Genomic DNA, 23,466 nt, shown 5'->3' on the forward strand with positions numbered 1-23,466 from the left:
GCGCATGATGCGCGACGCCAAGATCACCCAGATCTACGAAGGCACCAACCAGGTCCAGCGCATCGTCATGGCCCGCAACCTCCCGTAACCACCCGTAACGGCCCGCAGGGCCTCCCCTGAGGGGAGGCCCTGCGATCCGGTCGGCGTTCGGCGGTTGCCGGTTGCCCGTCGGCGGTCAGCGGTCCGACGTGACCGTGACCGGCTCGTCGTTGCGGATCTGCTCGACCAGCTGCTTGACCTTCGGCATGTCCCAGCGCAGCGAGTTCTGCGGGGCGGTGCCGCTGATCGGCATGTTCATCGACTTGCCGTCGCCGCCGCTGATGCCCTTCATCGCGAAGAACATCTGCCCCAGGTCGTACAGCGACATGTCCTTGTCGACGATCAGCGTGTCCAGGCCGGCACCCAGCGTCGGGTACAGCTTGAACGGGTTGAGGATCGTGCCCGGCGTCGCCGCCTGGTTCGCCAGGGCGGACAGGAACTTCTGCTGGTTCTTCGTCCGGGCCAGGTCCGACTCGGCGAAGGCGTAGCGGGTCCGCACGAAGGCCAGCGCCTGCTCGCCGTTCAGCGTCTGGGTGCCCGACTGGAAGTTCGCGCCGGACTTCTTGTCCTTGAAGCCCTTCTCGATGTTCAGCTCGACACCGCCGAGCGCGTCCACGATGTTCGCGAAGCCGGCGAAGCCGATCTCCGCGTAGTGGTCGATGCGCAGCCCGGTGTTGAACTCCACCGTGCGGACGAGCAGCTCGGGGCCGTCCATCGCGTACGCGGCGTTCAGCTTGGACCCGCCGCGCTCCGCGTACTTCTTGCCGGACTCCGAGCCCACGAAGGACGGGATCGTCACCCAGGAGTCACGGGGCAGCGAGACCATCGTGTTCCCGCTGGAGCAGGCCGCGAGGATCATCATCGAGTCGGTCCGCTTGCCCTCGGCGGAGCCGGTGTGGAGCTTCTTCTTCTCCTCGGCCGACATGCCCTCACGGCTGTCGGAGCCGACGATCAGATACGTGGTGCAGTCGCCCTCGGAGGGGCGCTCGATGACCTTGGACAGGTCGACCTCGTTGCGCATCCGCGAGCTGGCCCACGCGTACGTGCCGACGCTCCAGCCGACCACGGCGACGGCCAGCACGATCGAGCCGATCTTGATCCGGCGCCGCCAGTCGACGGGCCTGGCGCCCCCCGCGCCACCCGACCGAGGGGCGTACTGCGGCGGCACGGTGCCCTGACCGCCGCCACCGCCCTGCGGGGAGCCGTAGACCTGGCCCGAGCTGTAGCCGGAGTCGTAGCCGGCGCCCTGCGCCTGGGTGAAGCTGGGGTTGTAGCCCTGGTCGTACTGCTGCTGTCGCGGCTGCTGCTGACGCTGCTGCCGGTACTGCTGCTGCGGCTGCTGCGGGGGGACCTGCGGGCGCTGCACATGGCGCATCCGGCGAGGCCCCTCGGGCTGCGCGTCGTTCCCACCCTCGGGCCAGTCATTCATGTGGACCAGTCTGCCGTCCGGCCCCGCCGGGCCGACAGGGCGGGTGGGGAATCGGGTCGGCGCTGTTGCCAAGCTGATGCAAACCGGACCGCGCCGGGACCGGCCCGCAGACCAGGCATAAGGTAGAGGGCATGACAGATCAGGGCGACATCCCGGGCAAGCCCACCTCGGCGTCCCGCACCACGCTGAGCCACATCATGACGAGCCACGACACCAACCTCCTCGGCACGGTGCACGGCGGCGTGATCATGAAGCTGGTGGACGACGCCGCGGGCGCCGTCGCGGGCCGCCACTCGGGCGGGCCCGCGGTCACCGCCTCCATGGACGAGATGGCCTTCCTCGAGCCGGTCCGGGTCGGCGACCTGGTGCATGTGAAGGCCCAGGTCAACTGGACCGGACGGTCCTCCATGGAGGTCGGCGTGCGGGTCATGGCCGAGCGCTGGAACGAGTCCACGCCCGCCACCCAGGTCGGCTCCGCCTACCTCGTCTTCGCGGCCGTGGACGGCGACGGCAAGCCCCGCCCGGTCCCCCCGGTCATCCCGGAGTCGGAGCGCGACAAGCGCCGCTACCAGGAGGCCCAGATCCGCCGGACCCACCGACTGGCCCGCCGCCGCGCGATCATGGAGCTGCGGGAGCGCCGCGCGGCGGAGGGCTACGAGGAGTAGTCCGGGCCCCGTCCGGCCGGGGTCACGGGCACACCACCTGGTCCCCCGTGACCGCCTCGAACTGCCCCGACTGCGTCTCGCGGGCGCGCACCGCCGCGACCCCCTTGTAGTCCGAGCCCACGGTCACCCGCAGCGTCCCGCCCTGCCCCGGCACGGCACGCAGCTCGGCCCCCGGCAGTGCCGCCGCCAGCGACCTCGCCGAGCGGTCCCACCGCGGATCGAACTCGACGAGCGTCCGGGCCGTCTCGCGCCCGGAGCCCGTCCGCGGCGCCCTGGTGGTGTCGAAGCCGGTCGCCCGCAGCGCCGCGTCCACCCGCCCGCCGAGCCCGTCCGTGCGCGTCCCGTTGTAGACCTGCACCCGGATCGTCTTCGGCGCCACCTCCACGTCCACCGGCCGCGGGCCCTTGGCGGCGGGCGGCCGCCGCGGGGTGAGCGGCCGGTCCTCGCGCAGCGACTGGAACAGCTTCTGCGCCTTGGCCGCGTCCCACTTCACCGTGGAGCCGATCCCCTTCACGGGGAAGCTCATGTCGCCGATCGGCACGGACACGAACTCCGACGAGGCGGGGGTGAAGCCGTGCATCGCCTTGGCCAGGGCGAACAGCTGCTCCGTACCGAAGCCCTGGTCGGCCCGGACCGAGCTCAGCGTGGTCGTCGCGACCTCCCGGAACCGCACCGGGTTGAGCAGCACCCCGCCGCTGGTGAGGCGGTCGATGAGGGCGGCGAGGAACTTCTGCTGGCGCTGCATCCGCCCGATGTCGGCGGCCCCGTCGACATGGCGGGAGCGCACGTACTGCAGCGCCTGGCCGCCGTCGAGCTCATGGGTGCCGGCCGCCAGGTCGAGCCCGGTGTAGGAGTCCTTCAGCGGCTTGGTCGTGCAGATCTGCACCCCGCCGACCGCGTCGACCGTCTTCATGAAGCTGGTGAAGTCGACCTCCAGATAGTGGTCGATCTTCACCCCGGTCATCGACTCGACGGTCCGCACGGTGAGCCCGGGCCCGCCCTCGGCGTACGCGGCGTTCAGCTTCACCGGGTGCGCGTGGTGGTGCCGGCCGGTGGTCAGGTCGGTGTGCTCGGGCATCTCGGCGTACGAGTCGCGGGGCAGCGACACGACGCTCGCCCGCTCCCGGTCCTCGGAGATGTGCACGAGCATCACGGTGTCCGTGCAGTGGCAGGGGGCGCCGCCGAGCCGGTACCTCGCCTTCTCCTCCGGGGTGATCCGGTCCCGGCCGTCGGTGCCGACGACCAGCACGTTCATCCCGTGCCCGGCCTGCGGGCGGTTCTTCATGTCCTTGAAGGGGTCGACCCGGGTGATGCCGGTGTCCAGGCTCGTCACGACGGCGTGCCCGATCCCCCCGGCCGCCAGCACGACCACCGAGAGCGTGGTCGCCATCCGCATCCCCCACCGCGGCCGCCTCGGCCTCCTCCGCTTCCCTGGTCCCGGCCGCCGACGGACGGGTACGGGGCGGGCTGCGGGCCGGGGTCGGGGCGTGCGGGGCGGTGTGGGCACCGGAGGACACCTCCGCGGGTGTGACAAGGGGACCGTGAGCACCGTAGGCCCATACGATCAGCGCACCGTGGAGCGGCTCCGTCGGCGCGCACCGGTGTCCCCCGTTCGCGGTAACGTGTCGGACGATGAACGCCAATCCCCCTGTCTCCGTGATCATGCCGGTCCTCAACGAGGAGCGGCACCTGCGCAACGCGGTCCGTCACATCCTCGAGCAGGAGTACGACGGCGAGATGGAGGTGGTGATCGCGCTCGGGCCGTCCACGGACCGCACCGACGAGATCGCCGCCGAGCTCGTGCGCGAGGACCCTCGCGTCCACACCGTGCCGAACCCCACCGGCCGTACCCCCGCCGCCCTCAACGCGGCGATCAAGGCCTCCCGGCACCCGATCGTGGTCCGCGTCGACGGCCACGGCATGCTGTCGCCGAACTACATCGCGACGGCCGTCCGCCTCCTGGAGGAGACGGGTGCGATGAACGTCGGCGGCATCATGCACGCCGAGGGGGAGAACGCCTGGGAGGACGCGGTCGCCGCCGCGATGACCTCGAAGATCGGCGTGGGCAACGCGGCCTTCCACACCGGCGGCGCCGCGGGCCCGGCCGAGACGGTCTATCTGGGCGTCTTCCGCCGCGAGGCGCTGGAGCGGGCGGGCGGCTACAACGTCGAGTTCATCCGCGCCCAGGACTGGGAGCTGAACTTCCGCATCCGCGAGGCCGGCGGTCTGATCTGGTTCTCGCCCGAGCTGCGCGTCCAGTACCGCCCCCGGCCGTCCGTGCGGGCGCTGGCGAAGCAGTACAAGGACTACGGGCGCTGGCGGCACGTCGTGGCCCGCTACCACGAGGGCTCCATCAACCTGCGCTACCTCGCGCCCCCGACCGCCGTCTGCGCCATCGCCGCGGGCCTGGTCGTGGGCGCCACGCTCAGCCCGCTCGGCTTCGTGATCCCGGCCGGCTATCTGGCGGCCATCACCGCGGGCTCCGTCCCGGCCGGCAAGGGCCTCTCGCTCAAGGCCCGGCTGCAGATCCCGGTGGCCCTCGCGACGATGCACATGTCGTGGGGCTTCGGCTTCCTCACCAGCCCGCGCTCGCTGGCCCGCAAGGTCATCGCGAGCAAGCGCCCCGCGGTGTCGACCGAGTCGGTCTGACCGCACGCACGGGAAACGGCCGGGCCCCCGCGGGGACCCGGCCGTTTCGTGCTTCCCGGGCGGGCGTCAGCCCTTCTTGCCGTTCCACTTGTAGACCGAGTAGACGTCCATGCACGCCACCTTGTCGTCCGCGCCCTCCGGCAGGTCGCCGGCCGCGATCTTCGGCTTCTTGTACGTGGACCCCTCGCGCCAGTCCGAGCCGATCACCAGCGTGAGGCTCTCGGCCTTCGCGTCGGCGCGCACCGCCGAGTCGGGCAGACCCAGGGACTTGGCCACGGAGGCGGCGTTCGCCCTGCCCTGGTCGCCGTCGGCCTTCGGGTAGAGGACCACGCTGTCCTTGCGCGGTTCGGCGCTCTGCGAGGACTCGGCCTGGGTGAAGCCCTTCTCCCGCAGGTTCTTGGCCATGGTGCCGGCCCGGCCCTCGGTGGCCGCCTCGCCGTCGCCCGCGGTGCCGTTGACGACCGTCACCTTGAAGGAGCCGGGCTCCTCGGCGGGCGTCTTCGGCTTCGGCGGCGTCGAGCCCTTCGGCTTGCCGCCGGCCGGCTCGCCGTTCTTGTCGAAGGCGACGTCGTCGCGGAGCATCGACCACATCTTGTCGGCGGAGCTCTTCACCATGACCAGCTTCTGGTCGTTCTGCGCCCACTCGGTGGTCGGCACCGTCGCCGTCGTCAGCCGGTCCAGCTTCACGTTCTTCAGCTGCATCGACAGGTCGAACAGCTTCTTCACGGTGCCGATCTCGTCCGAGACCTGGAAGGCCTTGACCGCGACCTCGGCGAGGCCCAGGAGGCGCCCGGTGTCGGTCCAGGCGTTCTGCCCCTGGAGCTTCTTCATCAGGCCGTTCATGTACATGTGCTGGGCCTTGGCGCGGCCCTGGTCGTTGCCCCAGGCGTGCCGGGTGCGCAGCCACTGCAGGGCCTGCTCGCCCTGGACCTCGGTGGTGCCCGCGGGCAGCTGGAGGCCGGAACCGCCGTGCACCCGCTTGGTCGACCGGTCCCAGACGCCGGTCTTCACACAGACCGGGACGCCGCCGACCTCGTCGGCCATCGACACCACACCCGCGAAGTCGATCATCATCCAGTGGTCGATGTAGACCCCGGTGATGCTCTCCCAGGTGGTGAGCGTGCAGCCGGCGCCGCCGCGCGCCAGCGTCTCGTTGATGGGACTGGTGTCGGTGGCGGGGTACTCCTTGCCGTCCTCGCCCTTGCACTTGGGGATGTGGACGATCGTGTCGCGCGGTATGGAGACGATCGAGGCGTTCTTCCGGTCCGCCGAGACGTGCAGCAGCATCTGCACATCGGCGAGCGGGGGGCGGTCCCGGTCGTCCTTGCCGCCGCCGAGGGCCACGTTCTTGGGGTCGGAGCGGTCGTCCGAACCGATCAGCAGGATGTTCAGCGGGGTGTCGCCGAGCGCGTTGGGGGCGCCCTTCTTGACGCCGCTCTCGCCGCCCGCGCGTCCACCGCTGCGGATGCTGCCGTTGAGGTGCTCGTAGTACAGGTATCCGGCGCCGGCCGTGCCGAGTATCAGCAGCGACAGCGTGATCGCCACCCAGCGCAGCACCTTGCGCTTGCCGGCCTTCTTCGCACGCCGCCGCGATCCGCCGCGCCGGTGGCCCGAACGGCCGCCGCCCTGGCCGCCGTCGCCGTCGCCGCCGGGCGCACGCCGGGACCGGGGCACACCGGCACCCGGGCCGGCCTCCGCCTCCGTACCGTCGTAGAGGCTCTCGTCCCAGCCCAAGTCGCGGGCGTGCGGGGCGCGTTCCTGCGCCCCCTCCCGTCGCACGCTGCTCTGTCCCACCCCAGGTCTCCTCGTCATTCAGGTGCGGCCGCGGCCCGAGGCCGGATCGGTCCGGGTCACTTCGCGCACACCTGCTTGTCTGCCGTCTGCGCACCTTCCGGCGCCTTCGCCGGACCGGTGAGGGGCACCCCCGCGCCCTTGAAGTCCGCGCCGAGGACGAGCGTCATGGGCTCGCGCTCCCCGGCGTCCTGCGTGCCCGGCTTGAGAGCCGAGGCGGGCAGACCCATCAGGTCCGCCAGTTTGCGGGCCTGATCGGCCTGGTTCGGTGCGTACGTGAGCGTGGTCCTGGCCGCCTTCTCGGGGGCGTTGCTCTTGTTGGTCGACCTCGTCACGCCGTGCTCGTTCTGCAGCCAGTTGATCGTGGACTGCGCCGCACCGCGGATGCCGCTGCCGTTGTACACGTCGACGCGGACCGCGCGGGCGGTGGAGCGCTCGCCCTTGAGGAGTGCCGCCTGCGCCTGCGCCTGGGCGTTCTTGGCGTCGGCGTCCTTCTTCTTCACCTCGGTGAGCGAGGTGTCGGACTGCATCATCGCGAACAGCTCCGGGGCCTTCACCGGGTCGGGGACGACCGTGACCGGCCGGGGCTCGTTCGGGTTGTCGATGACCGGCATGGTCAGGAACGTGATGTTCTTGGTGTCGATCTTGGCGAGTTCCAGGGCCAGGGACTTGAGCTTGGAGATGCTCCCTATCCCGGTGTCGACGGTGAGCGCGTTGGTCGCGGCGTCGGCGAGCTCGTACAGCTTGGTCGGCGAGGTGAGCGTGTCGTCCGACTTCATCTGCCGGATCATCGAGCTGAGGAACTGCTGCTGGACCTTCATGCGGTCCAGGTCGCTCTCGTTGCCGAAGCTGTGCCGGGTACGGACGAAGGCGAGGGCCTGCTCGCCCATGATCGTCGACTCGCCCTCGGGCAGCTTGAGGTGCGACTTGGGGTCGTTCACCGGTTTCGCCAGGCAGACCTTCACGCCGCCGACGGCCGTCGTCATCTCCTTGACGGCGTTGAAGTCGGCCATCATGAAGTGGTCGACGGTCAGTCCGGTGATCTCCTTGACGGTCCGCATGGTGCAGCCGGGGTCGCGGTCGGACTGGCCGAGGCTGACGTTGAAGCGCTCGGAGGTCTGACCGGGGATCTTCTTGACGGAGCCGTCCGGCTGCTTCGTCTCGCACTCGGGGATGTCGATCACCAGGTCGCGCGGGATGGACATCGCCGTGGCGTTCGTCCGGTCCTTCGAGACGTGGAAGAGGATCGTGGTGTCCGCGTGGCCGGGGCTGTTCGCGTCGCCGTAGCCCGAGTTGCCCTCGCCGGTCCGCTTGTCGGTGCCGATCAGGAGGATGTTGAAGGCCTCGTCCTTGCGGAAGCCCCCGCTGCCCGCGCCGGCCACGTCGACCGTCTTGATGTTGCCGTCGAAGTGGTTGTAGAGCGCGTAGGCGCCCGCCGCGCCGCCGACGAGCACGAAGGCCATCGTGCCGCCGGTCCACAGCAGGACCTTCTTCTTCCTGGACTTGCCCGGCTTGCGCTTGCGGCGGCTCGCGGGCGGCGGTCCGCCGTCCTCGGCCACCCGCCGGCGCCGCTGTCCGGGAACGGGCGGCGCCGTCTCGGTGCTGCGGGCACCCGAGCGAGGGTAGGACGGAGCCTGCTGCGACTGCCCAGCGGAGCGGTCCAGTCGCAGTTCGTAGTTGCCGGTCTGCGGGTTGAGAACCCACTGGTCGGCGGGGTCGATCTCGTCCGCCCGTCCACGGCTGTGCGCGTCCACGGTTACTCGAGTCCTCCGTCGGTGCCACACGCGAAGCGCCTCCCCCTCGGGCGCTCGGTCGTTCGATCCATTGAGTGCGCGACCACGAGGTCGGGAGCACCGGATCGCGTCACACTATCCGCCCAGTTCAGCGTGGGGCGACGTCCGTGACAAATTCCACGCCCCTTACAACCGGGCAATTTGCTCAAACCTCATGCTGCACGTCCCTCCCCTTGACACCTGCTTTGCCTTTCGCGTCACCGCGCCCCCGCCCCCTTCACCCCGTGCAGCTCCCGTCCGCGGCGTTCCGCCCCGGGAAGGCCGTCTCCGACGGGCTCGGCGTGCTCCCGTTCTCGTCGGGCTTCTCGTTGCCCGCGGGCCGTACGGTCACCGGCTTGTCGGCGCGCAGGGCGGCGAACAGCCGGTCGGCGTCCGGCTGTACCAGTTCGTCCCGGTTCGCGTTGTACGAGTAGGGGCGCCGGGGCACCGTCAGGAACTGCACCTTCTCCGTCGGGATCGCCCGCATCGACCGCGCCAGGTCGTACAGGTCCCGCAGCGAGTCGAGTCCCGGGTCGGTCGTGATCGACTTGGTGGCCGCGTCGAGCACCGGGTACAGCCGGGTCGGGTTGAGCAGGACGCCGTCGCTCTGCACCTTGTTGACGAGGGCGCCGAGGAACTGCTGCTGGCGGTCCATCCGCTCGGTGTCGCTGCCGTTGCCGATCGACTTGCGGGCCCGCACGAAGCCGAGCGCCTGCTCCCCGTGGAGCGTCTGGCGTCCCGCGGGCAGCTTCAGATGCGCGTCGGCGTCGTCGATCGGCTCCTTCAGGCAGATCTCCACCCCGTCCACGGCGTCGACCATCTTCTTGAAGCCCCGGAAGTCGATCACCATGTGGTGGTCGACGCGGATGCCGGTCATCTTCTCCAGGGTGCGGATCGTGCAGGCGGTGCCGCCGAACTCGAAGGCCCAGTTGAACTGGGCGAACTGCTCCGTGGTCCGGCTCCCGTCCGGCTTCGCGCAGCTGGGGATGGTCACCATCAGGTCGCGCGGCAGGGACACCGCCGTCGCCGAGGCCCCGCCGCCGGACAGGTGCAGCAGGATCGTCGTGTCCGAGCGCTGGGTGCCCTTGTCCTGTCCGTACTTCGCGTTCCCGGCGCCCGCCCGGGTGTCGGAGCCGATGAGCAGGATGTTCCGCGCCGCGTTGACGGCGGGGGAGGGCCGCTCCTTCTCGTACTTGAGGAGCTCGGCCGCGGCCGTGGTGTCCGTGGTGATGTTGGAGTCGAGCTTGCGGTAGAACCACCAGCCGACCCCGGCGGCCGCGAGGACCACGACCGCCAGGCCGAGAGCGGTCCAGCGCAGCCAGTGCCTCTTGTGCCTCCCGGGCGTGTCTGCGCTGTCCGTCACGTCTGAGTCCGTCCTCGAGGCGTCTTCGGCGCACCGTTCAGGCGTCGTCTCCCTGAAGGAGACGACCGGTACCGGCGCTTGGTTGTGCGGAAGGCGTGCACCCCCCGGCCGATCATGTACCGGAGTGGTCCCCGGGACCCGGGGACTCGGCGCGTCGATAGGCCGTACGGGTGGGACGGGTGCGGGACGAGGGTGGACGGGCGGGCGGGGGAGGACGGCAGCCGGGGCCGGCCCGGCCGGTGCCGGGTCAGGCGAGCGTGACGGTCACCCGCTCGCTCTCCACCCGCTTGGCGAGCCCCTCGGCCCCCAGCCGGTCGAGGTTGCGGCACAGGACGACCGAGCCGCCGGCGGCCAGCGGGGCGTAGAGCCCGGCCGAGAGCCCGGCCCAGCCGTCGTACGGGCGCCCGGACAGCAGCCGTGCGCCGGGTGCGAGCCCCAGCTCGGCGGCGTCCGCGCGGGCGCGCTCGACGAGCTGGGCGCCCGTCAGTTCCGTACCGTCGACGACGAGGGCGGCCGCACCGGGATCGACCGGGACGAACGGGGCGAACCGGTCGCCCTGTCCCGGCACCTCCACCGCGTAGTCCGCGTACCCGGCGGGCGGCGCGGGGAAGCGGCGGCCCAGCGGGGCGAGGGAGAGCGCGATCCGGTCTCCCGAGCAGGCCAGGCCCGCCTCCAGGCCCTCAGGACCGGCGACGACGTAGTCCGCGTCGCCCGGGTCGCCGCCGAGCTCCGCCGTCACCCCGACGGAAGAACAGGCGAGCAGCCAGACCGCGGTCTGCCAGTGCGCGGGCAGCAGCAGCGCGAGCCGGTCGCCGGGGGAGGCGGACAGCTCGCCCTGGAGCAGGTTGGCCGTCTTGGCCACCCAATTGGCGAAGGTGGCCACCGACAATTCCACGCGTTCACCGGTGGCGTCGTCGTAGAAAGTGACCAAGGGGCGGGCCGGGTCCGCGGCGAGCGCGGATCGCAGCAGGTCGGCGGGGGTGCGGTCGCTGGCGTTCACGCGGGCAAGCGTACGCGCGAGGCCCGCGCGGGGTCCGCCGTACCGGTGACCCGGGTCCTCCGGTCGGCCCGACGGCCCGTCAGTTTCGGTGGGGAATCCCGACGCGCGCGAGGGCCGCCCGGTACGGACGATCGGCCCATGCGTGCCAACCTCGCCTCCTCGATCGCCGTCAGCTGCGCGGCGGTGCTCGCGCTGCCGCTCGCCCTCACGGCCCCGGCGGGCGCCGCGACCCCCGCCGCCGTCCCGCCGTCCGCGGCCGAGCCGGCCGGCTCGACCCAGTCGCTCCCGCTCGAACCCCTCGCGGTCCCGCGCGACCGCGTGCTGGGCTCCGCGGCCGGAGCCGCCCGCGGGCTGACCCGACGGGACGTCAGACCCTTCTCCCTCGTCGGCGTGGTGTGGGACGACGTCCACGCCCCGCTGCACGGCACGGTCCAGGTCCGCACCCGGGCCACCGGCGGCGGCTGGTCCGACTGGCAGTCCGTGGAGACCCACAACGACGAGCACGGCGCCGACCCGGGCACGGCCGAGGGCCACTCGGGCGCGCTGCACGGTTCGACGGCCCCGCTGTGGGTCGGCGACTCCGACGGCGTGGAGCTCCGGGTCGTCCCGGAGGAGGGCCGGGCGGCCCGGCTCCCCGAGGGCCTGCGCCTGGAGCTGGTGGACCCGGGCCGGGCCCCGGGGGACGCGGCGGCCCCGGCGGATCCGGCGGCCGTGGCGGACCGGGCGGCCCCGGCGGACCGGGCGATCCAGGCCGTCCGGGCGCCGGCGGCGGCGGCCGCGGCCCCGTCCGCCGCGCTGGAGCTCCCGCCCCTGACCCGCGCCCAGACCCTCGCCCAGCTCCCGGACGCCGCCGCCAAGCCGTACATCGGCCCCCGTCCCCGGATCATCACCCGCAAGGGCTGGGGGGCCGACGAGAGGCTGCGCGAGAAGGGCTTCGTCTACACGAAGACGATCAAGGCGGTCTTCGTGCACCACAGCGCGACCGGCAACCGCTACACCTGCGCCCAGGCCCCCTCCGTGCTGCGCGCGATCTACCGCTACCACGTGAAGAGCAGCGGCTGGCGGGACTTCGGCTACAACTTCGCCGTCGACAAGTGCGGAAACATCTACGAGGGCCGCGCCGGGGGAGTGGCCAAGCCCGTGCTGGGTGCGCACACCATGGGGTTCAACAACAACAGCATGGGCGTCGCCGTGCTCGGCACCTACGGCGGCACGACCCCGCCGGCCGCCGCCGTGAACGCCGTCGCACGGCTGACCGCGTGGAAACTCGGGCTGCACGGGGTGAATCCGAAGGGCAAGACGTATCTCACATCCGGCGGCGGAAACCTCTACAAGAAAGGCAGAAAGGTCAGGTTCAACGTGATCGCCGGACACCGGGACGGCTTCGCGACCGAATGCCCGGGCGGACGCCTGTACGGGAAGCTCGGCACGGCCCGGTCGGCCTCGGCGAAGTACCAGGGGAGGCGCTGAGGGGCCGGGGACTCAACCATCTGCATAAACTGACCGGTCATATCGTACGGACGGGCGAACGGAGCCCTGCCCCGGCGGCTGAGACCGGACCCGAACAGGAAGCAGAGACGACAGGTGACAGAAGCGATCCTCCTGGTCGGCGGCAAAGGCACGCGACTTCGTCCCCTGACGGTCAACACGCCCAAGCCCATGGTCCCGGCGGCCGGTGTCCCCTTCCTGACCCACCAGCTCGCGCGGGCCCGCGCGGCGGGCGTGGACCACATCGTGCTGGCCACCTCGTACCTGGCTGAGGTCTTCGAGCCGTACTTCGGCGACGGCTCCGCGCTCGGGCTGCACATCGAGTACGTCACCGAGACCGACCCGCTCGGCACCGGCGGCGCCATCCGCAACGCCGCCTCCCACCTGCGCTCGGGCCCCGACGAGCCGGTCCTGGTCTTCAACGGCGACATCCTCACGGGCCTGGACATCCGCGCCCTGCTCGACAGCCACTCCTCCTCCGGCGCGGACGTCTCCCTGCACCTCACCCGGGTCGAGGACCCGCGCGCCTTCGGCCTGGTGCCGACGGACGCGACCGGTCGCGTCACGGCCTTCCTGGAGAAGCCGCAGACGCCCGAGGAGATCGTGACGGACCAGATCAACGCGGGGGCGTACGTCTTCCGCCGCTCGGTCATCGACACCATCCCGACGGGCCGCCCGGTGTCGGTGGAACGCGAGACCTTCCCCGAACTGCTCGCCTCCGGAGCCCACCTCCAGGGCATGGTCGACTCCACCTACTGGCTGGACCTCGGCACCCCGCAGGCCTTCGTCCGCGGCTCCGCCGACCTGGTCCTGGGCCGCGCCCCGTCCCCGGCGGTCCCCGGCCGCTGCGGCGACCGCCTGGTCCTGGACTCGGCCCGGGTCGCCCCCGACGCCAAGCTCACCGGCGGCACGGTGATCGGCGAGGGCGCGGTGATCGGGGCGGGCGCCCGGATCACCGGCTCGACGGTCCTGGCGGGCGCGATCGTGGACCCCGGCGCGGTCATCACGGACTCCCTGGTCGGCGCGGGCGCCCGCATCGGCGCGCGCACGGTCCTGACGGGCGCGGTGATCGGCGACGGCGCGGACGTGGGCCCGGACAACGAACTGCGCGACGGCATCAGGATCTGGTGCCACGCCACCCTGCCCCAGGCCGCCGTCCGCTTCTCCTCGGACCAGTAGCCCGCACGAGCGACCGGGCCCGCCGGCGGCGCGCCCGGATACGCTCGTACGCATGGCAGGCCGCTTCCCACCCGAGTCCACCCGCACCACGGTGCGCGGCGGCCACGTCCCCGTACCCCGCCCCGTCGAGGCCCCCCTCGACCTCGGTCTCACGCTCGGCCCGCTCCGCCGCGGCCCCGCCGACCCCACCTTCCGCGTCACCCCGGACGGCTCCGTCTGGCGTGCCAGCCGCACCCCGGACGGCGCCGGGACCCTCCGGGTGCGGATCGAGGCGGGGCGGCCGCGGGCCGAGGCATGGGGCCCGGGCGGTCCGTGGCTGATCGAGCGGCTCCCGGGGCTGCTCGGCGCCGACGACGACCCGGACGCCTTCGTCCCCCGCCACAAGCTCCTCGCCGTCACCCACCGCGCCCGCCGCGGCCTTCGCCTGACCCGCACCGGCCTGGTGATGGAGTCGCTGATCCCGTCCGTCCTGGAGCAGAAGGTGACGACGGACGAGGCCTACCGCTCCTGGCGCCTGCTGGTGCGGAAGTACGGCGAGCCCGCCCCCGGCCCCGCCCCGGACGGCATGTACGTGATGCCCGACGCCCGCGCCTGGGCGGCCATCCCGTCCTGGGAATGGCACCGCGCCAACGTCGACGGCAAGCGCTCGGCCACCATCGTGCGCGCCGCCCGCGTCGCCGCCCGCATGGAGGAGGCCGCGCGGATGACCCCGTCCGAGGCCCGCAAACGCCTCGAACTGATCCCGGGCATCGGCCCCTGGACCTCCGCGGAGACGATCCAGCGCAGCAACGGCGCCCCCGACGAGGTCACCACGGGCGACCTCCACCTCCCCGGCATCGTCGGCTGGGCCCTCGCGGGCGACCGCACCGCGGACGACGCGGCGATGCTGGAGCTGCTGGCCCCCTACGAGGGTCAGCGCCACCGGGCCGCCCGGCTGATCCTGCTGAGCGGCCGGGTCCCGCCCCGCCGGGCGCCACGGATGACGCCCGGCGACATCAGGCACCTGTGAGGGCGTGCCCAGGGGGGGGCTAGCGCACCTCGACGAAGGAGCCGGCCTGCCGGGCCGGGCGCTCCTTCGCCGGCGCCGCCGGGCGGCCGACGGCGACCGCGCCCATCGGGTCCCAGTCCCGCGGCAGCTCCAGCACCTCCCGTACGACGTCCCGGCAGAACATCGTCGAGGACACCCACGCCGAGCCGAGCCGCTCACCGGCCAGGGCGACCAGCAGGTTCTGCACGCCCGCGCCCGCGGCGACCACGAACATCTCCCGCTCGGCGGCGTCCCGGCGCGCGTCCCCGTAGTGGTGGGCGCCGTCCATGACCAGGCACGGCACGATCAGATAGGGCGCGTGGCGCAGCACGTCGCCGCGGCGGACCCGCTTGGCGATGGACTCCTCGGACCGGCCGTCGGCCCGCAGGTCCGCGACCCACGCGTCCCGCATCGCGTCCAGCAGCCGCAGCCGCGAGGCGGCGGACTCCAGCAGCACGAAGCGCCACGGGGTGGTGTGGTGCGGGGCGGGCGCCGTGACGGCGGCGGCGACGGCCCGCCGGACCGCCCCCGGGTCGACCGGGTCGTCGGTGAACTCCCGGACGGTGCGGCGCAGCGTCACCGCCTCCCGGACCGCCTCCGAGGTGCCGAGCCGGAACATGTCGTCGGCGGCGTTGCGCACCAGCGCCCGGGCGCCCGGCTCCTCGTCACCGGCGACGAGGTGCGGCAGACCGCGGACCACGGCGACGGGCCGGCCGGTCGCCTTGCCCTTCACCAGGTCGCCGGCGGCGGCCAGTTCGTCACCGGTGGCGACGACGGTCACGTTCAGCTCGTTGCCGTGGGAGTCGGTCACGCCCCGCAGGTCGTCCAGGACCCGCACCCCGGCCGCGCCGATGGCGACGTCGGTGAGTCCGCTGCGCCAGGGCCGCCCGAAGGTGTCGGTGACGATCACCCCGACCTCGACGCCCAGCGCCTCGCGCAGCCCCTCGCGGATCCGGCGGGCCGAGGCGTCCGGGTCCTCGGGCAGCAACAGCACCGTTCCGGCAGGGGTGTTGGAGGCGTCGACACCGGCGGCGGCCATCACGAGGCCCTGCCGGTTCTCGACGATGCGAAGGGCACCGCGCCGTGCGACGACCCGTACGGTCTCGGCGTCGATCGCCTCCTCCCGGTCGTCGGCGGCGATCACCCGGCCCTCGGCCTTGCTCACGATCTTCGAGGTGACGACGAGGACGTCCCCGTCGAGCAGCCCGGGCGACACGGAGGCGATCAGCTTGGCGACGTCGTCACCGGGCGCGACCTCGGGCAGCCCGTCGAGCGCCCACACCTCGTACCGGGCGGCGGCGTCCCGTGTGCTCACCGGACCTCCGCCGCGAGCGCCAGCGCCTCGCGCGCCATCGCGGCCGTCGCGTCCGGGTCCGTCATCATCAGCGGCACCGCCCGGCAGCGGATGCCCGCCGCCTCGACGTCCGCGACCGTGCCCGCGTCGACCGTGTCGACGAGCCAGCCGTCGACGAGCTCGGAGCCGTAGTGCCGGGCGACGGCCGCCGCCGTGGACTCCACGCCGACCGCCGCGAGCACCTTGTCGGCCATCCCGCGCACGGGCGCGTCGCCGACGATGGGGGAGAGGCCGACCACCGGTGCGGGCGCGGCGGCCACGGCCTCGCGGATGCCGGGGACGGCGAGGATCGTGCCGACGGACACGACCGGGTTGGACGGCGGGAAGAGGATGACGTCGGCTTCGGCGATGGCCTCCAGGACGCCCGGCGCGGGCTTCGCCTGCTCGGCGCCGACCGGCACGACGGCCCGCGCGTCCACGGAGGCGCGGAGCTTCACCCAGTACTCCTGGAAGTGCACGGCCCGCTGCTCGCCGTCGACCTCGATGGCGACGTGCGTCTCGACCCGGTCGTCGGACATCGGCAGCAGCCGGACGCCGGGCTGCCAGCGCTCGCACAGCGCCTCGGTGACGGCGCTCAGCGGATAGCCGGCGCCCAGCATCTGGGTGCGGACGATGTGGGTGGCGAAGTCCCGGTCGCCGAGGCCGAACCACTCGGGCCCGACCCCGTACGCCGCCAGCTCCTCCTTCACGGTGAAGGACTCGTCCTCGCGGCCCCATCCCTGTTCCTCGTCGATGCCACCGCCGAGGGTGTACATCACCGTGTCGAGGTCGGGGCAGACCTTGAGGCCGAAGAGATGGATGTCGTCACCGGTGTTGCCGACGACCGTGATCTCCGCGTCGGGCGCGGCCTGCTTGAGGCCGCGAAGGAAGCGGGCACCACCGATGCCACCGGCCAGAACCACAATGCGCATGCACAGCAGTCTGTCAGGCGGGTACGGCTCCGGAGGCCAGAGGGGCGGGGCTGCACTGTGAGCTCAGCGACTCGTGCATCGGCATCTCGGTGAGGCCCGGGTAGTAGACGTGCAGGCTGACGGCCGGTTCCAGGGAGTCGTTGACGACCTCGTGGACGTACCCGGGGGCGAACACCCGCTGCTCGCCGCCGTGGAGGGTTCGTACCCCGAGATCCGTACGCTCTGTCAGGTCGCCCTGCAGAACGGTCAGCACGCCGGAGGACGGACCGTGGTCGTGCACGCCGCTGCCCTGCCCGGGCAGCCAGGAGAGCAGCCAGATCTCGTAGCCGGGGCCGGTGCGCAGCCGGTGGTACCAGCGGGTGGTGGCGTCGTACTCGACATAGGGGGCCCACTGGGCGCGGTCGGCGGCGATCTCGCGGGCGAGACCGGCGAACTCGGCCACGGTGGCGGGGTGCTCGCGGGCGGGCTGCAGGAGGTGCGGGACCTCAAGGATGTCGCCGGCGATCTGAAGGTCGCTGTCCATGTTCATGGGTGCGGTGGTTCCTCGGCAGAAGTGCTGGGGTGTCGCGATGAGGGGAGTCACGCGGAGTGACGGAGGAGCTGCGGCGGAGCCGCGGATGAGGATGCCGGAGCGCTGCGGTGGGACGCGCGCGTCAACAGCTGGGACAGCAACAGCAACAGCGCGCCTGGACAGCGCGGCGGAACCCACGGGCGTGGGTCGCGGAGGGCGCTGCGGCGATCGCTGGCATGCCACCAAAGTGGCGGGAGGGACACCCGACTGTCAACTCAATGCCCGATTTGGGGGCAATGTTTCACCTCATCCGGTTACAGTGCCCGGAGAAAGGTTTGTGCACAGCGTGACCAGGAGACATCGCGCAGCAACCGTCTCCGTAAACACGGTGGTCGGATCCCGTGATCAGACTGTGATCCGGATCGCTTCCGTGGCTGGATCGCAACAAGATCCAAGTTTCGGACGTCTCTCTCGGTAGAGGTGTGACGGTACGGCCAAGCCGGTGGTATGTGTCACGTTTTTTGGTGATTTGAACACTTTCCGCATACGCTTGGTTCCGCAGAGTGAATACGAGGCCCAATAGCAGATCTCGGCTTGACTCGCACAGAGCACGAACTTGTAATTTCACTCGTGTCGTTCGGCCGGAAAGTGGCGGCGGCAACACCACGGGGAAGCACAGACGGACGAGGGGCGCACATGACCGAGACGTTCCAGGAACTGCTGGTCGAGGACGCGGACGAGGAACTCGGCTGGCAGGAGCGCGCGCTGTGCGCCCAGACCGACCCCGAGTCCTTCTTTCCCGAGAAGGGCGGCTCGACGCGCGAGGCCAAGAAGGTCTGCCTCGCCTGCGAGGTCCGCTCCGAGTGCCTCGAATACGCGCTGCAGAACGACGAGCGCTTCGGCATCTGGGGCGGCCTCTCCGAGCGCGAACGCCGCCGTCTGAAGAAGGCCGCGGTCTGAATCCGGCCACACGCGCAAACAACCACACAACGAACGGTCCGCACCCTGTGCTCTGTCCACAGGCGGCGGACCGTTGTGCTCCCAGCCGTTAGTGTGGGCCTCCGTCCGAGACGCACCGCACCCACGCCCCTCGCGGGCGACCCCCGGCCGGAGGGCCCGTAGCTCGATGTCCTCAACTCCTGAGTTTCCGCGACACGTCGTCACCGCCGTGCTCGTCGCCCACGACGGCGCCCGCTGGCTGCCGGACGCCCTCGCCGGGCTGCTCGCGCAGGAGCGCCCCGTCCAGAACGTCGTCGCCGCCGACACCGGCAGCGCCGACGACTCCGCGCAGCTCCTCGCCGACGCCATCGGCCCCGACCGCGTCCTCCACCTCGCCCGCCGCACCGGATTCGGCGCCGCCGTCGAGGAGGCCACGCGCACCGCGCCCGTACTCGGACCCGAGGAACTCCCGTACCTGAAGCGCCCCAGCGGCTGGGACCCGGTCACCAGGACCTGGCAGGACGAGGCCTACGAGCTGCCCGAACTCCCGCACGGCGAGCCCGTCCAGTGGCTCTGGCTGCTCCACGACGACTGCGCACCCGAGCCCGGCGCCCTCGCCGAACTCCTGCGCGTCGCCGACTCCGACGCGTACGCCGCCGTCATCGGCCCCAAGCTGCGCGGCTGGTACGACAGGAAGCAGCTCCTCGAAGCCGGCGTCTCCATCGCCCGCAGCGGCCGCCGCTGGACTGGCCTCGACCGCCGCGAGCAGGACCAGGGCCAGCACGACCAGATCCGCTCCGTGCTCTCCGTCTCCAGCGCCGGCATGCTCATCCGCCGCGACGTCTTCGAGGAGCTCGGCGGCTTCGACCGGCGCCTGCCCCTCATGCGCGACGACGTCGACCTGTGCTGGCGCGCCCACGCCGCCGGCCACCGCGTGCTCGTCGCCCCAAACGCCGTCCTGCGGCACGCCGAGGCCTCCGCCCGCGAGCGCCGCACCGTCGACTGCGCCGGACGCACGGCCGCCGACCCGCACCGCGTCGACAAGGCCGGCGCCGTCTACACCCTCCTCGCCAACACCCCCGGCCGCGCCCTGCCGTACGTCCTCGTCCGGCTCGTCGTCGGCACCCTGCTGCGCACCCTCGGCTACCTCGTCGGCAAGGCACCGGGACAGGCCGTCGACGAGGTGATGGGCCTCCTCGCCACCCTGCTGCGCCCCGAGAAGATCCTCGCGGCCCGCAAGCGGCGCAAGAACCCGGCCGTCCCCGCGAGCGAACTGCGCCCGCTGTTCCCGCCGCCCGGCGCCACCATCCGCGCCACGGCCGAACAGTTCGCCTCCCACTTCGGCGGGGACGACGCCGACTCCGGCTCCCGGCACGGCGCCGTCGAGTCGGGCCCCGGCGGCGACGACGCCGACTTCATGGAGATCGAGCAGTTCGCCCGCCTGAAGAAGATCGCCGGCAAGCCCGGACCGGTCCTCTTCGCCGTCCTGCTCCTCGTCTCCGTGGTCGCCTGCCGCGGCCTCTTCGGCGGCGGCTCCCTGGCCGGCGGCGCCCTGCTGCCCGCCCCCGACACCGTCTCCGGACTCTGGTCGCGCTACGCCGACACCTGGCACGCCTTCGGCAGCGGCGGCACCCAGACCGCCCCGCCCTACCTCGCCGTCCTGGCCGCGCTCTCCGCGCTCTTCCTCGGCTCGACCTCCTTCGCGCTGACCCTGCTGCTCGTCTGCTCCGTCCCGCTGGCCGGCTTCACCGCCTACTTCGCCTCCCGCGGCATCGTCGAATCCCGGCTGCTGCGCGCCTGGGGCGCCGTCGCCTACGCCTTCCTGCCCGCGGCCACCGGCGCCCTCGCCACCGGCCGGCTCGGCACCGCCGTCCTCGCGATCCTGCTCCCGCTCATCGCCCGCGCCGCCGTCGCCGCCCACGGCCTGGGCCGCACGGAACGCGGCAGCTGGCGCGCCACCTGGGCGTACACCTTCCTGCTCACCTTCGCGATGGCGTTCACCCCGGTCGTGTGGCCGCTCGCCGTCCTCCTCGGCATCGGCGTGCTCGTCCTGCGCCGCGACGACATCACCGCGTACGGACTGCGCTTCCTCGCCGCCGTCGGCACCCCCGTCCTGGTCCTGGCCCCCTGGTCGCTCTCCCTGCTGACCAGCCCCTCCGCCCTGCTGCGCGAGGCCGGCCTCGACCTGCGCACGGACCCGGCCTCCGCCCTCGACCTGCTCGGCACCAGCCCCGGCGGCCCCGGCACCACCGGCGGCCTCGTCCTCATCGGCCTCGTCCTCGCCGCCCTCGGCGCCCTGCTGCGCGAGGAGCGCGCCTTCGCGGTGCGCGCCGCCTGGGCCGCCGCCCTCGCCGGAATCCTCTTCGCCGTCCTCACCAACGGCACCGACGGCACCGGCTGGGCCGGCCCCGCCACCCTCGTCTACGGCGCCGCCCTGCTCGCCGCCGGCATGATCGGAGCCGAGGGCGGCCGCACCCGCGTCGCCGCCCACGGCTTCGGCTGGCGCCAGCCCGTCGCCGCCCTCATCGCCCTCGCCTGCGCCCTCGGCCCCCTCGTCGCCGCGGCCGGCTGGATGATCGGCGGCGCCGACGGCCCGCTCACCCGCCGCGACCCGGTCCAGGTCCCCGCCTTCGTCGCCGAGGAGAGCGGCACCCGCGACCAGGCCCGCACCCTCGTCCTCGGCGGCGGCGCGCCCGGCCGGGTCGACTACACCCTGGTCCGCGGCTCCGGCGGCCGCCTCGGCGACGCCGAACTCGCCACGGCCGGCGGCGGCGACCCGCGCCTCGACGAGGTCGTCGCCCACCTCGTGGCCGGCTCCGGCGCCGACCAGACCCAGGAGCTCAGCGGCTTCGCGATCCGCTACGTCCTCGTACGGGACGGCGCGCCGCGCTCCATGAGCCGCGTCCTCGACGCCACCCCGGGCCTGTCCCGGCTCAGCCAGCTCGACGGCAGCGCCCTGTGGCGGGTCGACCGCGAGGTCGCCCGGATCACCGTCGTCCCCGGCGGCGCCAAGGCCGCCGGCCGGACCGACGCGGCCGCCCCCGTGACCGTCGCCGCCGGCCCCGTCGAGGCCCACACCGACCTCCCGGCCGGACCCGCGGGCCGCGTCCTGCGCATCGCCGACCGCGCCGACGAGGGCTGGACCGCCACCCTCGACGGCAAGGAGCTCACGCCCACCACCGTCGACGGCTGGGCCCAGGGCTTCGAGCTCCCCGCCGACGGCGGCCGCCTCGACCTCACCTTCGAGGAGCCGCTCACCCACACCGTGTGGATCTGGACGCAGGTCGGCCTCGCCGTCGTCCTGCTCGTGCTCGCCCTCCCCGGCCGTCGCCGCGACATCGACGACGACCTCCCCGAGGAGGAGCTCGCCATCCCCGCCCCCGCGGCCGAGGGCGACGGCCGCCGCGCCCGCCGGCTGCGCGCCGCGGCGGAGGCCGAGGCCGAGGCGCAGGCCGCCGGCCGGCAGCCGGAGCCCGGCGAGGAACCCGCGGCCGCACCCGTACCGGCACAGCCCACGTACGAGCAGCAGCCGGAGTGGGACGGCCAGTACGCCGCCGCGCCCCAGCAGGGCTACTACCAGGAGCAGCAGGGGCACCAGGAACAGCAGGCGCCCCAGGAGCAGTACACCTACGACCCGTACGCCCAGCCCCAGTACTACGGCGAGCAGCAGGCTTACGACCCGTACGGGCAGCAGCCGCAGCCCACCGGCTACGAGCACGGCTACGACCAGCAGCAGCAGCCGTACGACCCCTATGACCCGTACGGCTACGGGCAGCGTCCCGACGGGAGCAGCAACCAGTGAAGCGCACCACCCTCTCCCTGATCGCGGTCGCCACCGCCCTCGCCGCCGTCACCGGCGTCGCCGCCCTGACCGCCCCCGACGGCTCCGCGACCGCCACCGCCCAGGCGCCCGCCCGGCTGCCGGTGGAGCGCGTCAGCCTGCTCTGCCCCTCGCCCAGCCGGTCGGAGGTGGCCGAGACCACCTACACCTCGTACACCCCCGCCTCGACCGGCAAGGGGCAGACGAGCGAGACCGGCACCGGCGGGGCGAAGACCGCGCACGCCGAGCTGACGCCGGCCGCCGCGGCCGCCACCCCCGGCGAGACGCCCGCCAAGAAGCCCAAGGCGCCCAAGGCCCCCGCGACCGTGTCGAAGCCCGGCACCCCCGTCACCGCCGAGGCCGACGGCGCGACCGTCCCCGCCCTGACCGGCACCGCCACCGGCACCCTCGCCCCCGGCTGGACCGTCCAGCAGACCACGCTCAACCCGGCCGGCGGCTCCCGCGGCCTGCTCGGCACCGGCTGCGCCGCCCCCGACACCGACTTCTGGTTCCCGGCCGCCTCCACCGCGAAGCAGCGCCAGGACTACGTGCACCTCACCAACCCGGACGACAGCGCCGCCGTCGCCGACATCGAGCTGTACGGCCCCGAGGGCGCCCTGAAGTCCCAGATCACCGAGGGCATCCCGGTCCCCGCGCACTCCAGCGTCCCGGTGCTGCTCTCCACCCTCACCGGCGACCCGGCGCAGCAGGACGTCACGGTCCATGTGACCACCCGCAGCGGCCGCGTCGGCGCCGTCCTCGGCGCGGCCGACGACAAGCTCGGCAGCGACTGGCTGCCGGCCTCCGCCGACCCGGCGGGCACCGCCGTCCTGCCCGGCATCCCGGCCGACGCGAGCTCCGTGCGCCTGGTGGCCTTCGCCCCGGGCGACGACGACGCCGACCTGAAGATCCAGCTGGTCACCCCGACCGGCACCATCGTCCCGGCCAGCGCGGACGCCCTGCACGTGAAGTCGGGCATGACCGCGGCCGTCGACCTCAAGGACCTCATGCGCGGCGAGCCCGGCTCGCTCCTGCTGACCCCGGTCGACCCGAAGAAGGCCACGCCCGTCGTGGCCGCGCTCCAGGTGGTGCGGGGCAAGGGCGAGAAGCAGGAGGTCGCCTTCATCCCGGCCGCCGCCGCCGTCGAGGGCCGCGCGACCGTCGCCGACAACCGCGCCAAGGGCTCCACCCTCGCGCTGACCGCCCCCGGCGCCACCGCCGAGGTCCGGATCACCGCCTCCGCGGGCAGCCAGGGCGGCACCCCGGTCAGCAAGACGGTCACGGTCAAGGCGGGCACGACCACCAGCCTGACCCCGCCCGTCCCCGAGGGCCTCAAGGGCACCTACGCGCTCACCGTCGAGCACCTCTCGGGCGGCCCCGTGCACGCCTCGCGGACGCTGGAGCTGCCGCGCGACGGCATCCCGATGTTCACGATCCAGACCTTCAACGACGACCGCAGCACCGTCGAGGTCCCGGCGGCCCGCCAGGACCTGTCGGTCCTGGACGACTGAGCGGCGCCCGGGACCTCC

Annotated in this window: 18 protein-coding genes; 9 read left to right on the top strand and 9 right to left on the bottom strand. The window is 72.9% G+C overall.

Going from position 1 to position 23,466, the window contains the following annotated elements; genetic code table 11:
• Window positions 1-88: acyl-CoA dehydrogenase family protein (locus ACH414_RS33340; RefSeq protein WP_157846636.1), on the top strand; the 88-nt coding region annotated here is incomplete at its 5' end.
• An 87-nt stretch (window positions 89-175) separates the two neighbouring features.
• On the opposite strand, the gene ACH414_RS33345 is transcribed toward ACH414_RS33340, so the two are convergent.
• Window positions 176-1,468 carry an LCP family protein gene (locus tag ACH414_RS33345; RefSeq protein WP_382549100.1) on the bottom strand — a complete coding sequence of 431 codons (1,293 nt, stop codon included), beginning with the start codon at window positions 1,466-1,468 and terminating at the stop codon, window positions 176-178.
• 131 nt (window positions 1,469-1,599) lie between these two features.
• Here ACH414_RS33345 and ACH414_RS33350 point away from each other — a divergent pair, with 131 nt between their 5' ends.
• Entirely contained in the window at window positions 1,600-2,133 is a 534-nt protein-coding gene (locus tag ACH414_RS33350) for an acyl-CoA thioesterase (RefSeq protein WP_382549098.1), read from the top strand.
• Between the two features lie 22 nt (window positions 2,134-2,155).
• Here ACH414_RS33350 and ACH414_RS33355 read toward each other — a convergent pair whose 3' ends face one another.
• A complete protein-coding gene (locus ACH414_RS33355; protein ID WP_382549096.1) occupies window positions 2,156-3,529 on the bottom strand; it encodes an LCP family protein in 1,374 nt (457 codons plus the stop codon).
• Window positions 3,530-3,765: 236 nt separating this feature from the next.
• On the opposite strand from ACH414_RS33355, the gene ACH414_RS33360 reads away from it, so the two are divergent.
• On the top strand, window positions 3,766-4,782 hold the full coding sequence (locus ACH414_RS33360) for a glycosyltransferase family 2 protein (protein WP_382549094.1): 1,017 nt from the start codon (window positions 3,766-3,768) through the stop codon (window positions 4,780-4,782).
• A gap of 66 nt (window positions 4,783-4,848) precedes the next feature.
• Here ACH414_RS33360 and ACH414_RS33365 read toward each other — a convergent pair whose 3' ends face one another.
• The 4 genes from ACH414_RS33365 to ACH414_RS33380 all read right to left on the bottom strand — a co-directional run bounded on the left by ACH414_RS33365 (window position 4,849) and on the right by ACH414_RS33380 (window position 10,708).
• A complete protein-coding gene (locus ACH414_RS33365) occupies window positions 4,849-6,576 on the bottom strand; it encodes an LCP family protein (protein ID WP_386570537.1) in 1,728 nt (575 codons plus the stop codon).
• Between the two features lie 56 nt (window positions 6,577-6,632).
• Window positions 6,633-8,327, bottom strand: a complete 1,695-nt coding sequence (locus tag ACH414_RS33370) for an LCP family protein (RefSeq protein WP_382549091.1) — start codon at window positions 8,325-8,327, stop codon at window positions 6,633-6,635.
• A gap of 256 nt (window positions 8,328-8,583) precedes the next feature.
• Entirely contained in the window at window positions 8,584-9,708 is a 1,125-nt protein-coding gene (locus ACH414_RS33375; protein WP_398944779.1) for an LCP family protein, read from the bottom strand.
• A 247-nt stretch (window positions 9,709-9,955) separates the two neighbouring features.
• Window positions 9,956-10,708: a TIGR03089 family protein gene (locus ACH414_RS33380; RefSeq protein ID WP_382549087.1), complete on the bottom strand. Its 753-nt coding sequence runs from the start codon at window positions 10,706-10,708 to the stop codon at window positions 9,956-9,958.
• A 138-nt stretch (window positions 10,709-10,846) separates the two neighbouring features.
• Here ACH414_RS33380 and ACH414_RS33385 point away from each other — a divergent pair, with 138 nt between their 5' ends.
• The 3 genes from ACH414_RS33385 (at window position 10,847) to ACH414_RS33395 (ending at window position 14,384) form a co-directional block, all read left to right on the top strand.
• Window positions 10,847-12,178: a peptidoglycan recognition protein gene (locus ACH414_RS33385; protein ID WP_398944781.1), complete on the top strand. Its 1,332-nt coding sequence runs from the start codon at window positions 10,847-10,849 to the stop codon at window positions 12,176-12,178.
• A 114-nt stretch (window positions 12,179-12,292) separates the two neighbouring features.
• Window positions 12,293-13,375 (top strand): sugar phosphate nucleotidyltransferase, encoded by a 1,083-nt coding sequence (locus tag ACH414_RS33390; protein ID WP_391770445.1) that lies wholly within the window; start codon window positions 12,293-12,295, stop codon window positions 13,373-13,375.
• A gap of 52 nt (window positions 13,376-13,427) precedes the next feature.
• On the top strand, window positions 13,428-14,384 hold the full coding sequence (locus tag ACH414_RS33395) for a DNA-3-methyladenine glycosylase family protein (protein ID WP_382549081.1): 957 nt from the start codon (window positions 13,428-13,430) through the stop codon (window positions 14,382-14,384).
• A gap of 19 nt (window positions 14,385-14,403) precedes the next feature.
• Here ACH414_RS33395 and ACH414_RS33400 read toward each other — a convergent pair whose 3' ends face one another.
• Genes ACH414_RS33400 through ACH414_RS33410 form a run of 3 tightly spaced genes read right to left on the bottom strand, consistent with a single transcriptional unit; the run spans window position 14,404 to window position 17,196 of the window.
• Window positions 14,404-15,717, bottom strand: coding sequence for a coenzyme F420-0:L-glutamate ligase (locus tag ACH414_RS33400; RefSeq protein WP_386570548.1), 1,314 nt, complete (start codon window positions 15,715-15,717; stop codon window positions 14,404-14,406).
• Window positions 15,714-16,667: a 2-phospho-L-lactate transferase gene (cofD, locus tag ACH414_RS33405; RefSeq protein WP_382549078.1), complete on the bottom strand. Its 954-nt coding sequence runs from the start codon at window positions 16,665-16,667 to the stop codon at window positions 15,714-15,716. The genes ACH414_RS33400 and cofD overlap by 4 nt, the downstream gene beginning before the upstream one ends.
• Window positions 16,668-16,680: 13 nt before the next feature.
• The gene (locus ACH414_RS33410) at window positions 16,681-17,196 is read right to left on the bottom strand and encodes a cysteine dioxygenase (RefSeq protein WP_382549076.1); all 516 of its coding nucleotides are present in this window, start codon (window positions 17,194-17,196) and stop codon (window positions 16,681-16,683) included.
• 678 nt (window positions 17,197-17,874) lie between these two features.
• On the opposite strand from ACH414_RS33410, the gene ACH414_RS33415 reads away from it, so the two are divergent.
• The 3 genes from ACH414_RS33415 (at window position 17,875) to ACH414_RS33425 (ending at window position 23,448) form a co-directional block, all read left to right on the top strand.
• Window positions 17,875-18,138 carry a WhiB family transcriptional regulator gene (locus tag ACH414_RS33415; protein ID WP_382549074.1) on the top strand — a complete coding sequence of 88 codons (264 nt, stop codon included), beginning with the start codon at window positions 17,875-17,877 and terminating at the stop codon, window positions 18,136-18,138.
• A gap of 166 nt (window positions 18,139-18,304) precedes the next feature.
• A complete protein-coding gene (locus ACH414_RS33420) occupies window positions 18,305-21,919 on the top strand; it encodes a glycosyltransferase (protein WP_398944786.1) in 3,615 nt (1,204 codons plus the stop codon).
• Window positions 21,916-23,448 carry a DUF5719 family protein gene (locus tag ACH414_RS33425; RefSeq protein WP_398944788.1) on the top strand — a complete coding sequence of 511 codons (1,533 nt, stop codon included), beginning with the start codon at window positions 21,916-21,918 and terminating at the stop codon, window positions 23,446-23,448. Before ACH414_RS33420 ends, ACH414_RS33425 begins: the two co-directional genes overlap by 4 nt.
• Window positions 23,449-23,466: the final 18 nt, after the last annotated feature.

It is taken from the genome of Streptomyces sp. NPDC020422 (genome assembly GCF_044386705.1).
GTDB lineage: Bacteria > Actinomycetota > Actinomycetes > Streptomycetales > Streptomycetaceae > Streptomyces.

What these genes read in the sequence shown, in the direction of transcription:
- ACH414_RS33415 (WP_382549074.1), top strand. Translation starts at nt 17,875, where the DNA reads ATGACCGAGACGTTCCAGGAACTGCTGGTCGAGGACGCGGACGAGGAA.
- ACH414_RS33350 (WP_382549098.1), top strand. Translation starts at nt 1,600, where the DNA reads ATGACAGATCAGGGCGACATCCCGGGCAAGCCCACCTCGGCGTCCCGC.
- cofD (WP_382549078.1), bottom strand. Translation starts at nt 16,667, where the DNA reads ATGCGCATTGTGGTTCTGGCCGGTGGCATCGGTGGTGCCCGCTTCCTT.
- ACH414_RS33345 (WP_382549100.1), bottom strand. Translation starts at nt 1,468, where the DNA reads ATGAATGACTGGCCCGAGGGTGGGAACGACGCGCAGCCCGAGGGGCCT.
- ACH414_RS33355 (WP_382549096.1), bottom strand. Translation starts at nt 3,529, where the DNA reads ATGCGGATGGCGACCACGCTCTCGGTGGTCGTGCTGGCGGCCGGGGGG.
- ACH414_RS33395 (WP_382549081.1), top strand. Translation starts at nt 13,428, where the DNA reads ATGGCAGGCCGCTTCCCACCCGAGTCCACCCGCACCACGGTGCGCGGC.
- ACH414_RS33360 (WP_382549094.1), top strand. Translation starts at nt 3,766, where the DNA reads ATGAACGCCAATCCCCCTGTCTCCGTGATCATGCCGGTCCTCAACGAG.
- ACH414_RS33420 (WP_398944786.1), top strand. Translation starts at nt 18,305, where the DNA reads ATGTCCTCAACTCCTGAGTTTCCGCGACACGTCGTCACCGCCGTGCTC.
- ACH414_RS33410 (WP_382549076.1), bottom strand. Translation starts at nt 17,196, where the DNA reads ATGAACATGGACAGCGACCTTCAGATCGCCGGCGACATCCTTGAGGTC.
- ACH414_RS33385 (WP_398944781.1), top strand. Translation starts at nt 10,847, where the DNA reads ATGCGTGCCAACCTCGCCTCCTCGATCGCCGTCAGCTGCGCGGCGGTG.